Origin of the sequence: uncultured Haliea sp. (assembly GCF_963973825.1) — a bacterium.
GTDB lineage: Bacteria > Pseudomonadota > Gammaproteobacteria > Pseudomonadales > Halieaceae > Haliea.
Map to the genome: position 1 here is coordinate 432,519 of NZ_CAXBAE010000001.1, position 12,202 is coordinate 444,720.

The following is a 12,202-nucleotide window of genomic DNA, read 5'->3' on the forward strand; positions in this document are numbered from 1 at the left end:
CCCCAGGGATGCAGGCAGGATGAACGAAAGAGCAATCGGGCAGTTGAGTGGCCTTGCGGGCCGCCTTGTGGTGGAGGGTCTGCTAAGCGCCGAGGCCGCCAAGGAAGCGCAGCGCGAGGCGACCTACCAGCGGGTTCCCCTGGTCAAGTACCTCGTTGACAAGCTAAGCCTCGACAGCCACCGCATTGCGGAGATCGCCTCGAACGAGTTTGGCGTGCCACTGTTTGACATCAGCGCCTTCAACCTGGCGACCCTGCCCAGCGGCCTGGTGGATATCAACCTCGTTACCAAGCACCATGCCCTGCCCCTGTTCCGCCGCGGCAACCGCCTGTTCATCGCCGTGTCGGACCCCACCAACCTGGCTGCGCTGGACGAAATCAAGTTCCACACCGGCGTCAACACCGATGCCATCCTCGTCGAGGAACGCAGCCTGAACGCGGTGATCACGGACTGGATGGAGTCCCATGACAACCTCACCGAGGGGCTGGGTGACCTGGAATCGGAGGACTTCGAGAATATCGATATCTCCACCGGTGATGACAACAGCAAGGAGGACGCGGGCTCAGACGGTGTCGACGAGACCCCGATCGTGCGCTTCATCAACAAGGTGCTCGTGGACGCCATCAAGCAGGGTGCATCGGACATTCACTTCGAACCCTACGAGAAGAACTACCGGGTGCGTTTCCGCACCGATGGCATTCTGCGCGAAGTGGTCAAGCCGCCCAAGAACCTGTCGGCACGGATGGCCGCGCGTCTGAAGATCATGTCGCAGATGGACATCTCCGAGCGGCGGGTGCCGCAGGACGGGCGCATCCAGATGAAGCTGTCCCGCAACCGGGCCATCGACTTCCGGGTCAACACACTGCCCACGCTGTTCGGCGAGAAAGTGGTGCTGCGTATTCTGGATCCCAGCAGCGCGCAGATGGGTATTGATGCACTGGGTTACGAGGAAGACCAGAAGAAGATGTACCTGGATGCGCTGAGCAAACCCCAGGGCATGATTCTGGTTACCGGTCCCACCGGTTCCGGTAAAACGGTCTCGCTGTATACCGGTATCAACCTGCTGAACCAGCCGGAGCGGAATATTTCCACCGCGGAGGACCCGGTGGAAATCAATATGGAAGGCATCAACCAGGTGCACGTGAACCCCAAGGTGGGGCTCAATTTTGCCGAGGCCCTGCGCTCGTTCCTGCGCCAGGACCCGGACGTGATCATGGTCGGTGAGATTCGCGACCTGGAAACCGCGGAAATCGCCATCAAGGCGGCCCAGACCGGTCACCTTGTACTGTCCACCCTGCACACCAACAGCGCCGCCGAAACCGTGACGCGCCTGCTGAACATGGGTGTGCCCTCGTTCAACCTCGCCACCTCGGTCAACCTGATTATCGCCCAGCGGCTGGCGCGTCGCCTGTGCAAGGAATGCAGCGAACCCGCCGAACTGCCCACCGAGGTGCTGCTGAAGGCGGGCTTCAGCGAGGAACAGCTGGCCAACGCCGATATCCGGCGGGCTGTGGGTTGCGACCTTTGCAAGGACGGTTACAAAGGCCGGGTCGGTATCTACGAGGTGGTGCGTATCACCCCGACCATCGCCCAGCTGATTCTGTCTCAGGGCAACGCCATGGAAATCCACAAGCAGGCGCGCGCGGAGGGCTTTCCGGATTTACACCAGTCGGCGCTGCTGAAAGTACTCAAGGGTATGACCAGCCTGGAAGAAGTGAACCGGGTGACCACAGACTAGACACTGCGTAACCACGTGCTAAACGGACGAGACTATGGCTACCAACGCGGCAAAAAACGTATTTGTGTGGAACGGCGTCGACCGCAACGGGCGCGCGACACAGGGTGAGATCACCGCACAGAGCTCGGGCGTTGCCCGCGCGCAGCTGCGCACCCAGGGCATCAAGCCGAAAACGGTCAAGAAAAAGGCCAAGCCCCTGTTCGGTGGCAGCGGCAAGCCGATCAAGCCGGCAGACATCGCCATTTTCACGCGCCAGCTGGCCACGATGATGAAAGCCGGTGTACCGCTGGTACAGAGCTTCGACATCGTCGCGGAAGGACTCGAAAAGCCGCGCATGCGCGAGCTGGTGGTAAGCATCAAAAACGATGTGGCCTCCGGTTCCGGCCTGGCGCCGTCGCTGGCGAAGTACCCGCGCCAGTTCGACGATCTGTTCTGCAGCCTGGTCGCCTCCGGCGAGGCCTCGGGCACGCTGGAAGTCATGCTGAGCCGGGTCGCCACCTACAAGGAAAAAACCGAGCAGCTGAAAGCCAAGATCAAAAAGGCCATGACCTACCCGACTGCGGTGGTGATCGTGGCCATCGTGGTGACCGCCATTTTGCTGATCAAGGTGGTACCGCAGTTTGCCGATACCTTCCGCAGCTTCGGCTCCGACCTGCCGGCGTTCACCCTGATGGTGGTGGGGCTCTCGAATTTCATGCAGGAGTGGTGGTTTATCATCCTCATTGGCATGATTGCCGTCGGCTACGGCATGAAGGAGGCCAAACACCGTTCGGTGGCGTTTGCCGAGGCACTGGATCGACTCGCCCTGCGCCTGCCGGTCGTGGGAGGCATTGTGCACGACGCGATCGTGGCCCGCTTTTCCCGCACCCTGGCGACAACCTTCGCCGCCGGTGTGCCGCTGGTGGACGCCCTGACCTCTACCGCCGGCGCTGCGGGCAACTCGGTGTACAGCAAGGCGATCATGCAGATTCGCGACGACGTTACCACCGGCACCACGCTGTACCAGGCGATTCGCGCCACCGGCCTGTTCCCGAACATGCTGCTGCAGATGGTATCTATCGGCGAGGAGTCCGGCGCGCTGGACGACATGCTGGACAAGGTCGCGCAGCATTACGAGGAAGCCGTGGACAACGCGGTAGACAGCCTCAGCTCACTGATGGAGCCCATCATCATGTCGGTGCTCGGCGTGCTGGTCGGTGGCCTGATGATCGCCATGTACCTGCCGATCTTCATGCTGGGTTCGGTGATCTAGGCCAGCGCGGGTGCTGGACGTATTCCTGGCGCAGCCCGGGTGGCTGGCAAGCTGCCTGTTGCTGCTGGGCCTGGTCGTCGGCAGCTTCCTCAATGTGGTGGTGTATCGGCTGCCGCTGATGATGCAGGCGCAGTGGCGCCGGGAGTGTTGCGAACTCCTGGAGCAACCCGTCACCGACGCAGAGCCTCTGAGCCTGGCCGCACCCAACTCCCACTGCCCGCACTGCAAGGCACCGGTGCGCCCCTGGCAGAACATCCCGGTGATCAGTTACCTGTTGCTCCGGGGCCGCTGTGCCGGATGCCGCGCGCGCATTTCCCCGCGCTACCCCGTGGTGGAAGCGGCCACCGGACTCATCACACTCTGGCTGGGATTGCATTACGGCCCCAGCTGGCAGCTGGCCGGCGCCGTGCTGCTGACCTGGGCTCTCATCACCCTCACCCTGATAGACTTTGATACCCAGCTGTTGCCCGACGACATTACCCTGCCCCTGCTGTGGCTGGGACTGGCGTTCAACCTGAATGGCACGTTCGTGCCTATTACCGATGCCGTACTCGGCGCAATCGCTGGCTATGGCATCCTGTGGAGCGTGTACTGGCTGTTCAAGCTGGTAACCGGCAAGGAAGGCATGGGCTACGGAGACTTCAAGCTGCTGGCAGCGCTGGGGGCATGGCTGGGCTGGCAGGCACTGCCGCTGGTAGTCCTGCTGTCTTCGCTGGTGGGCGCCGTGGTCGGCATTCTGCTGATCGTCATCGCGCGCCGGGGCCGCGATATTCCCATGCCTTTCGGGCCCTACCTGGCGGCCGCCGGGTGGCTGGCCCTGATCTGGGGTGAGTCCATTCTTCAGGCCTGGCTGGGCGCGAACGGCTTGCCCGCCTGACAGGGCCAGTCCGACGATGGAAGACAACATGAGCCTGATTATCGGCATTACCGGCGGCATCGGCAGCGGCAAGACCGCGGTCACGGATCGCTTCGCCCGTCAGGGCATCACCGTGGTTGATGCGGATCTGGCGGCACGCATCGTCGTGGAGCCCGGCACACCGGCGCTGGCGGCGATTGCCCGGCGCTACGGCTCCGAGCTGCTGCAGGGTGACGGCAGCCTGGACCGCGCTGCGCTGCGACGTATCGTGTTTGCCGACCCGGCAGAGCGCAAGTGGCTGGAGCAGCTGACCCACCCCCTCATCGGTGAGGAGATCCAGCGCCAGTTGGCCGCCTCGCGCAGCCCTTACACCCTGCTCAGTTCGCCACTGCTGCTGGAATCCGCTACCCAGCGCGATCTCGCCACGCTGGTGGTTGTCGTGGATGTCCCGGAGGCGATGCAGCTGGCGCGCACGGTGCAGCGAGACAACAATGACGAGGACCAGGTGAAGCGCATCATGGCCGCGCAGCTGCCGAGACAGCAGCGCCTGGCAGGGGCAGACATTGTGATTGACAACAGCGGGTCACTGGAGGCACTGGACGCGGTGGTCGCCGAGTTGCACAAGGAGTTTCTGCAGCGTGCGGAGGAAGCGCGGCAACACTGACACGGTCATGCCACACTAACCCGCCTGCTCCCCCAGCCGCCGGCGAACAGCGCTGACGATAGGCACGTTGGCGGCCGGAAACTCGTAGCGAGCCAGCTCCTCTGCCGTCACCCAACGCAAGGGCTGCCCTTCCAGCCCGCGCGCCTTGCCCTCCAGCTCCGTCACCAGGTGCACATCCAGCAGCACCGCCTTGTCGCCGTAGTTGAAGGGCACGAGCAGTAAAGGTTGTGAGCTCGCGAAACCGATACCGAGTTCCTCGCGCAGCTCCCGCGCCAGCGCCCGCTCCACAGACTCGCCGGGCTCGACCTTGCCGCCGGGGAACTCCCACAGCCCACCCTGGTGCGCCGCACTGGCACGGCGGCTGATCAGTACCCTGTGCTGTTCATCCAGCACCACGCCAACCGCAACGTGCACTGCGGCCATTCAGGTACGGTACTCCGCATTGATGCGTACATAGTCGTAGGAGAAGTCTGTGGTCCACACGGTCGCTGTGGCAGGACCGCGCTGCAGTTCGATGCGAATGGTGATGTCTTCCTGTGCCATCGCCGCGGCACCCTGCTGTTCGGTGTAACTGGACGCACGGCACCCCTGCTCGGCAATCAGCACATCGTTCAGGTACACGGCGATGCGGGTGACATCGAGGTCTACCAGGCCAGCGCGGCCGATCGCCGCCAGCAGGCGCCCCCAGTTTGGATCGGAGGCGAACAGCGCCGTCTTCACCAGCGGTGAGTGGGCGATGGTAAAGGCCACGTCGAGGCATTCCTGCTCCTGTGCGCCCCCATTGACCTGCACCGTGACAAACTTGCTGGCCCCTTCGCCGTCACGCACCAGGCCCTGGGCCAGGTCTACGCAGATCTCCTGCAAGGCGTTGCGCAAAACATCGTAAAGAGGATCGTCGGTCGACCGCAACGGCGGGTTGCCCGCCGCGCCAGTGGCCACCAGCATGCAGGCGTCGTTGGTCGAGGTGTCCCCGTCCACCGTGATGCGGTTGAACGAAAGCTCCACCGCCTCGGCGAGCAGAGCCTGCAGGATTGCAGGACTGACCGCTACATCTGTCGCAAGATAGGCCAGCATCGTCGCCATGTTGGGCCGCAACATGCCGGCGCCCTTGGCGATGCCGGTCAACACATGGCTGTGCCCGTTGCAGCTGAACCGCACCGAGCAGGCCTTGGGCCGGGTATCGGTGGTCATGATGCCGTGGGCAGCATCCAGCCAGCCGTCCACCTGCAACGCCGCCAGCGCCTGCGGCAGCACGTCGATAATTTTCTGCACCGGCAACGGCTCCCCGATGACGCCGGTGGAGAACGGCAGCACGGACTCGGGCGCTACGCCGGCCCGTTCAGCAACGGCCGCGGCACAGCGTCGCGCATCAGCGAGACCGGCTTCGCCGGTACCCGCATTGGCATTACCCGTGTTCACCAACAGGTAGGTTGGCCGCTGCTGACTGGCCGCCAGATGCTCCTTCGCCACCACCACCGGCGCCGCGCAGAAGGCGTTGCGGGTGAAAACTCCCGCCACATGGCTACCGGCGGCCAACTCCATGAGCACGACATCGCGCCGCCCCGGCTTCTTTATGCCCGCGGAAACTGTGGCCAGGCGCAGGCCCGGTACCGACAGCAACTCCCCCAGGCGTGCTTCACCCACTGCCATGCTGTTGCTCTCCCGCTACGCCACCCGGCTCAATCGATGCGCCCATGGCACTGCTTGTACTTTTTTCCGCTGCCACAGGGGCAGGGTTCGTTGCGCCCCACCTTGGGCTGCTCGCGGGTGAAGGTCTGAGGCGTTTCCGCCGGCGCCGGTTCCGCCGCCCCACTGGCCAGGGCTTCCTCCGCCATGGCCGAGGCCGCGGCGTGCTGAAAGGCGAGCTTCTCGCGCTCCGCGGCCTCGCGTCTGCGCGCCTCAATCAGCGCCGACTCGTCCTGGTGCTGGATCTGCACGTGGCTCAGGAACTTGATGACCTCATACTTGAGGCTCTGCAGCAGCTGTTCGAACAACGCGAAGGACTCACGCTTGTATTCCTGCTTGGGATTCTTCTGCGCGTAGGCGCGCAGATGGATGCCCTGCCGGAGATGATCCATGGTCGCCAGGTGATCTTTCCACAGCGTATCCAGCACCTGCAGCATGATCTGCTTTTCGATCTTGCGCATGGGCGGCCCAACGTCCGCACACTTGGCGTCGTAGGCTTCCTGCACCGCGGCGATGATTTTTTCGCGCAGTGCTTCCTCGTGCAGGCTGTCGTCCTCGTCCAGCCATTGCTGCAGCGGCAGCGTCACGGCAAATTCCGCCTCCAGCTGACGCTCCAGGCCAGGTACATCCCACTGCTCCTCGACGCTCATCGGCGGGATGTAGCTGGAGATCGCCTCGTTCACCACGTCCTCGCGAATGGCGGTGATGGTTTCGGCAATATCCGCCTCGCCCAGCAACTCGTTACGCTGTTGATAGATGATCTGGCGCTGGTCGTTGGCCACGTCATCGTATTCGAGCAACTGCTTGCGAATGTCGAAGTTGCGCCCCTCGACCTTACGCTGCGCCTTTTCAATGGCGTTGGTCACCATGCGGTGTTCTATCGCTTCGCCCTTTTCCATACCCAGCGCCTGCATGAAGCTCTTCACCCGGTCAGAGGCGAAAATGCGCATGAGATTGTCTTCGAGTGACAGGTAGAACCGCGACAGGCCGGGGTCGCCCTGGCGCCCGGCACGACCGCGCAGCTGATTATCGATGCGCCGCGACTCGTGTCGCTCAGTACCCAGAATATGCAGGCCGCCCGCAGCCAGCACCGCCTCGTGGCGCTGACGCCAGGCCTCGGTCAGCTCGGCGCGCTGCGCATCGGATACCTCACCCAGTGACTCCAGCTCCGCCTCAAGGCTGCCACCCAGCACGATGTCCGTGCCCCGGCCCGCCATGTTGGTGGCGATGGTCACCACCCCCGGGCGCCCGGCCTGGGCAATGATCTCCGCTTCCTGTTCGTGGTATTTCGCGTTGAGGACTTTATGCGGAATCTTCGCGGCGCGGAAACGCTGCGACAGCTCTTCAGAGGTTTCCACCGACGCGGTGCCCACCAGCACGGGAGCGCCTTTCTCCACACAATCCTTGACGTCAGTGACAATGGCGTCGAATTTCTCTTCGCGTGTCAGGTAGACCAGATCGTTCAGATCCTTCCGCTGCCGCGGTTTGTTGGTCGGAATCACCAGCACCTCGAGGCCGTAGATCTGGCGAAACTCGAACGCTTCCGTGTCCGCGGTGCCGGTCATGCCCGCCAGTTTCTTGTACAGCCGGAAGTAGTTCTGGAACGTGGTCGAGGCCAGGGTCTGGCTCTCGTTCTGGATACGCACGCCTTCCTTGGCTTCGATGGCCTGGTGCAGACCTTCGGAGAGTCTGCGGCCGGCCATGGTGCGGCCGGTGTGCTCATCAATCAACACCACCTGGTCGCCCTGTACAATGTACTCCACGTCCCGATGGAACAGTGCGTGGGCGCGCAGGCCGGAATACACATGGTGCAGCAGGTTCAGGTTGGTCGCAGCGTAGAGGCTGTCGCCTTCCTGCAGCAGCCCCTCACCCGTAAGCAGCTCTTCGACGTACTCGTGGCCCATCTCGGTCAGCTCAATCTGACGCTGTTTCTCGTCGACCGTGTAGTGGCCTTCCTGCCCTTCCACATCACGTTTCAGCAGGGGGACCAGTTTGTTGATGCGCTGGTACAGGGCCGAGCTGTCCTCGGAAGCCCCGGAAATCACCAGCGGGGTGCGCGCCTCGTCGATCAGGATAGAGTCAACTTCGTCGACAATGGCGAAACTGAGCTCGCCCTGCATTTTGTCCTCAAGCCGGAACGCCATGTTGTCGCGCAGGTAGTCAAAGCCGAATTCGTTGTTGGTGCCGTGAATGATATCGGCCTGGTACGCCTCGCGCTTCTGCTCCTGGGTCTGCCCGGAGCGAACAACACCGACGGACACACCGAGGAAGCGGTACAGCGGAGACATCCACTGCGCATCGCGCCCGGCCAGGTAATCGTTGACCGTAATCAGGTGCACACTTTTGCCTGACAGGGCATTCAGGTAGGCCGGCAGGGTGGCCACCAGGGTCTTGCCCTCGCCCGTACCCATCTCGGCAATCTTGCCCTCATGCAGCGCCATACCACCAATCAGCTGCACATCAAAATGCCGCATGCCCAGCGTGCGCTGGCTCGCCTCACGAGTGACCGCGAAGGCCTCGGGCAGAATGTCGTCCAACGTCGCGCCATCCGCCAGGCGCTGGCGGAACTCGCCGGTCTTGGCCGCCAGGGCGGCATCGTCCAGCGCCTGCATAGCCTCTTCCAGTGCGTTGATCTTGCGCACGATCTTGCCAAGGCGCTTCAGCTCCCGATCATTGCGGGTGCCGAAGATTTTCTTCATCGTAGTCGTAATCATTAAAGGGTCACTGCGTTAGACATCAGGGCTTCACCCGCCCGGTGTGATACCCGGCGGGAAACGATTTTTGCGCGATGGGAGGTTCAGCGTCGTGTGCGACGCACGTAGCTGGAGGGGTCGACAGGACGGCCGTGCTTGTACACTTCGAAATGCACGTGGGGGCCGGTAGCGCGCCCGCTGGAGCCCATGAGGGCTATGGGCTGGCCCTTGCGTACGAGGTCGCCGGGCTCTACCAAATTGGACTGATTGTGGGCGTAACGCGTGACCAGCCCGTCACCGTGGGAGACTTCCACCATCATCCCGTAGCCGTTGCGGTCGTTGCCCGAAAAGGTCACTACGCCACCGGCCACCGCGATCACATTGGACCCCGCCTTGCCAGCGTAGTCTATGCCGTAGTGGGCGGAACGCTTGCCCGAAAACGGATCCGTGCGTACGCCAAAACCCGACGACACCCAGCCTTTTTCCACGGGACGGCCGGATACCCAGGCCTCCTCATCCAGCTTCCGGTGGGTAAGCAGCGACTCGAGAATCTCCAGCTGCTGTTCGCGCTCGGTGAGGCGCTCGGCGAAATGCTGCAGCTCGCCGGTCAGGTCAGGAGCAAGGTATTCAACGCTGGAATCGGCCGCGAGGGGACCACCGACCGCCGGGGGCTGGCTGAAATCGAACTCGCCGTCCTGCAGATCGGCCATGGCCGTGAGGTGTTCGCCGAGGGCGTCGAGGCGCGTCATTCGCGCCTGCAGCTCCGCCAGACTCAGGGTCATGGCCTGCAGCTTGCGCTCGGCCTCGAGGCGCAGGCCCTCCAGCTCGGTTGACTGGGTGGCCAGCTCATCCTGCAGGCTGTCCAGGGAATTGTCGCGCAGGTCGCGCGCCTGGGACTCCTGACCGACGAAATAGCCCAGTGCCACCATACCCAGCGGCAGCCCCAGACAGCACAGGGACAGCAGGGCGCGTGACCAGCGACCCAGCTCGAGAGAGCGGGACCCGCCGTGTTTGCGGCTTATCAGGATGACCTTCATTGGCAACCGGTTGCAATGAACTGACGCGCGAGTGTGCCATAGTCACGGGAATATTACCAATAGCAATTTGCGGCACCGACCGGGGCACCGAGGGGCGTGGCGGGCGCGCCAGCGGCCCTGGGCAGGGGGTATCAGGCGGCGGCAGGGCTCAGCGAGTAGGAAATCGGCGCGGTGGCCTCATCCTCGAAGGTCACCATTTCCCAGGCATCAGGCTGGGCGATCAGGGCCCGCAGTGAGGCATTATTGAGTGCGTGACCGGACTTGTGTGCCCGGTATTCGCCGATAACGCTGTAGCCGAGCAAGTAGATGTCGCCGATCGCGTCGAGAATCTTGTGTTTGACGAACTCGTCGTCGTAGCGCAGGCCGTCCTGGTTCAGGATGCGGTATTCGTCCACCACAATGGCGTTGTCGACGCTGCCGCCACGGGCCAGCCCCTGGGAGCGCAGGTATTCGATTTCGTGCATGAATCCGAAGGTGCGCGCGCGGCTCACTTCCTTGACGAAGGAGGTGCTGGAAAAGTCGATTTCCGCGTGCGGTGACCGCTCGCGGAAAACAGGGTGATCAAATTCGATGGAAAACGAGACCTTGAAGCCATCAAAGGGGAGAAAGCTGGCTGTCTTGTCCCCGTCTTCCACCGTAACCGGACGCTTGATGCGAATGAATTTCTTCGCCGCGTTCTGTTCCTCGATTCCCGCGGACTGGATGAGGAACACAAACGGGCCCGCACTGCCGTCCATAATCGGCACTTCCGACGCGCTGACATCGACAAAGGCATTGTCGATGCCCAGCCCCGCCATCGCCGACAGCAGGTGCTCCACGGTCGACACTTTCTCGCCGTTGGCGATCAGCGTGGTCGAGAGCGTGGTCTCCCGCACATTTTCTGCGCGCGCAGGGATTTCGACCACCGGGTCGAGGTCCACGCGGCGGAATACAATACCCGCATCAATGGGGGCAGGCGACAGGGTGAGATACACTTTCTCACCCGTGTGCAAACCGACGCCCGTTGCCTTGATGGCATTGCGTAATGTGCGCTGTCGAATCATACCTTCACCATCTCCTCTGCCCCGGACCCTCCGCGGCAGCCGATGGTGTGTCGGCTATGCCTCGTCAGTCCGCCTGGCGCCGCAAAAATGCGGGGATGTCAAAATAATCGTCACTCGCCATCGCCGCGGCCTCGCCACCGGCTGACATGGCGCGACGCATCTTGGTCGGCCGCTCCAGATCGCGGTAATCGGGCTCTTCATCTGCTGCCACAACCGCTGCACGCGGCGTGGTGCCCACTACCTGCAGCGGCGCCGCACGTGCCACCTCGCTGCCCAGACCTGTCGCCACCACCGTGACCTTGAGTTCGTCGGTCATGTTCGGGTCAATCACGGTGCCGACCACTACTGTCGCGTCATCCGACGCAAATTCCTCGATCGTGTCGCCAACTTCGGAAAACTCGCCAAGCGACAGATCCAGACCCGCGGTGATGTTCACCAGAATGCCGCGCGCTCCGCGGAGGTCGATATCATCCAGCAGCGGGCTGTTGATCGCACGCTCTGCCGCCTCACGGGCGCGGTTTTCACCGCGGGCAGAGCCGGTTCCCATCATCGCCATGCCCATCTCGGACATGACCGTACGTACATCGGCAAAATCCACGTTGATCATGCCGGGACGAATGATCAGGTCGGCAATACCCTGAACTGCGCCCAACAATACATCATTCGCTTCTTTGAAGGCATCCAATAAACTGGTACTTTTTCCGAGCACTTCCAGCAACTTTTCGTTCGGAATGGTGATCAAAGAATCGACGTGTTGCTGCAGTTCCTGCACACCCTCAAGCGCGATCGCCAGACGCTTCTTGCCCTCGAACGGGAACGGCCGGGTGACCACGGCCACCGTGAGAATACCCATTTCCCGCGCCACTTCCGCGACGATCGGCGCACCCCCGGTACCGGTGCCGCCACCCATCCCTGCCGTGATGAACACCATGTCGGCGCCGCGCAGTGCATCGGCAATACGATCGCGATCCTCAAGTGCCGCCGCGCGACCGATCTCCGGATTCGCTCCCGCTCCCAGGCCCTTGGTGATGGCGCCTCCGAGTTGCAGCACGGTCTTCGAACGGATGTCCGAGAGCGCCTGCGCATCGGTATTGGCACAGATGAAATCCACGCCTTCAACAGAGTTCTCGATCATGTGCTTGACCGCGTTGCCGCCGCCACCGCCAACACCGATAACCTTGATGACCGCGTTCTGTGGTACGTTGTCGATAAGTTCAAACATAGCGTTTCTCC

Annotated in this window: 10 protein-coding genes; 4 read left to right on the forward strand and 6 right to left on the reverse strand. The window is 62.7% G+C overall.

Features of this window, described 5'->3' with window-relative positions; translation table 11 throughout:
- Window positions 1–19: 19 nt before the first annotated feature.
- Genes pilB through coaE form a run of 4 tightly spaced genes read left to right on the forward strand, consistent with a single transcriptional unit; the run spans window position 20 to window position 4,510 of the window.
- The gene (gene pilB, locus AACZ17_RS01995; RefSeq protein ID WP_290744648.1) at window positions 20–1,738 is read left to right on the forward strand and encodes a type IV-A pilus assembly ATPase PilB; all 1,719 of its coding nucleotides are present in this window, start codon (window positions 20–22) and stop codon (window positions 1,736–1,738) included.
- A gap of 34 nt (window positions 1,739–1,772) precedes the next feature.
- On the forward strand, window positions 1,773–2,990 hold the full coding sequence (locus AACZ17_RS02000) for a type II secretion system F family protein (protein ID WP_290744649.1): 1,218 nt from the start codon (window positions 1,773–1,775) through the stop codon (window positions 2,988–2,990).
- 10 nt (window positions 2,991–3,000) lie between these two features.
- Window positions 3,001–3,867, forward strand: coding sequence for an A24 family peptidase (locus AACZ17_RS02005; RefSeq protein WP_290744651.1), 867 nt, complete (start codon window positions 3,001–3,003; stop codon window positions 3,865–3,867).
- Between the two features lie 28 nt (window positions 3,868–3,895).
- Window positions 3,896–4,510 carry a dephospho-CoA kinase gene (gene coaE, locus AACZ17_RS02010; RefSeq protein WP_290744653.1) on the forward strand — a complete coding sequence of 205 codons (615 nt, stop codon included), beginning with the start codon at window positions 3,896–3,898 and terminating at the stop codon, window positions 4,508–4,510.
- 15 nt (window positions 4,511–4,525) lie between these two features.
- Here the strand turns inward: coaE and mutT are convergent, their stop codons facing one another.
- From mutT to ftsZ, 6 genes are all read right to left on the reverse strand, one after another.
- Window positions 4,526–4,933, reverse strand: coding sequence for an 8-oxo-dGTP diphosphatase MutT (gene mutT / locus AACZ17_RS02015; protein ID WP_290744655.1), 408 nt, complete (start codon window positions 4,931–4,933; stop codon window positions 4,526–4,528).
- Window positions 4,934–6,160 carry a bifunctional glutamate N-acetyltransferase/amino-acid acetyltransferase ArgJ gene (argJ, locus tag AACZ17_RS02020; protein WP_290744657.1) on the reverse strand — a complete coding sequence of 409 codons (1,227 nt, stop codon included), beginning with the start codon at window positions 6,158–6,160 and terminating at the stop codon, window positions 4,934–4,936.
- Between the two features lie 29 nt (window positions 6,161–6,189).
- Window positions 6,190–8,910, reverse strand: coding sequence for a preprotein translocase subunit SecA (secA, locus tag AACZ17_RS02025; RefSeq protein ID WP_290744659.1), 2,721 nt, complete (start codon window positions 8,908–8,910; stop codon window positions 6,190–6,192).
- 83 nt (window positions 8,911–8,993) lie between these two features.
- Window positions 8,994–9,926, reverse strand: coding sequence for a peptidoglycan DD-metalloendopeptidase family protein (locus AACZ17_RS02030; RefSeq protein WP_290744660.1), 933 nt, complete (start codon window positions 9,924–9,926; stop codon window positions 8,994–8,996).
- A gap of 131 nt (window positions 9,927–10,057) precedes the next feature.
- Complete coding sequence (gene lpxC / locus AACZ17_RS02035) at window positions 10,058–10,969, reverse strand: UDP-3-O-acyl-N-acetylglucosamine deacetylase (RefSeq protein ID WP_290744661.1); 912 nt, start codon at window positions 10,967–10,969, stop codon at window positions 10,058–10,060.
- Between the two features lie 64 nt (window positions 10,970–11,033).
- Entirely contained in the window at window positions 11,034–12,191 is a 1,158-nt protein-coding gene (gene ftsZ / locus AACZ17_RS02040) for a cell division protein FtsZ (protein WP_290744662.1), read from the reverse strand.
- Window positions 12,192–12,202: the final 11 nt, after the last annotated feature.

Excerpts from the sequence above, each read along its gene's own strand:
- pilB (WP_290744648.1), top strand. The coding sequence starts at position 20 with ATGAACGAAAGAGCAATCGGGCAGTTGAGTGGCCTTGCGGGCCGCCTT.
- AACZ17_RS02000 (WP_290744649.1), top strand. The coding sequence starts at position 1,773 with ATGGCTACCAACGCGGCAAAAAACGTATTTGTGTGGAACGGCGTCGAC.
- coaE (WP_290744653.1), top strand. The coding sequence starts at position 3,896 with ATGAGCCTGATTATCGGCATTACCGGCGGCATCGGCAGCGGCAAGACC.
- mutT (WP_290744655.1), bottom strand. The coding sequence starts at position 4,933 with ATGGCCGCAGTGCACGTTGCGGTTGGCGTGGTGCTGGATGAACAGCAC.
- argJ (WP_290744657.1), bottom strand. The coding sequence starts at position 6,160 with ATGGCAGTGGGTGAAGCACGCCTGGGGGAGTTGCTGTCGGTACCGGGC.
- secA (WP_290744659.1), bottom strand. The coding sequence starts at position 8,910 with ATGATTACGACTACGATGAAGAAAATCTTCGGCACCCGCAATGATCGG.
- AACZ17_RS02030 (WP_290744660.1), bottom strand. The coding sequence starts at position 9,926 with ATGAAGGTCATCCTGATAAGCCGCAAACACGGCGGGTCCCGCTCTCTC.
- lpxC (WP_290744661.1), bottom strand. The coding sequence starts at position 10,969 with ATGATTCGACAGCGCACATTACGCAATGCCATCAAGGCAACGGGCGTC.
- ftsZ (WP_290744662.1), bottom strand. The coding sequence starts at position 12,191 with ATGTTTGAACTTATCGACAACGTACCACAGAACGCGGTCATCAAGGTT.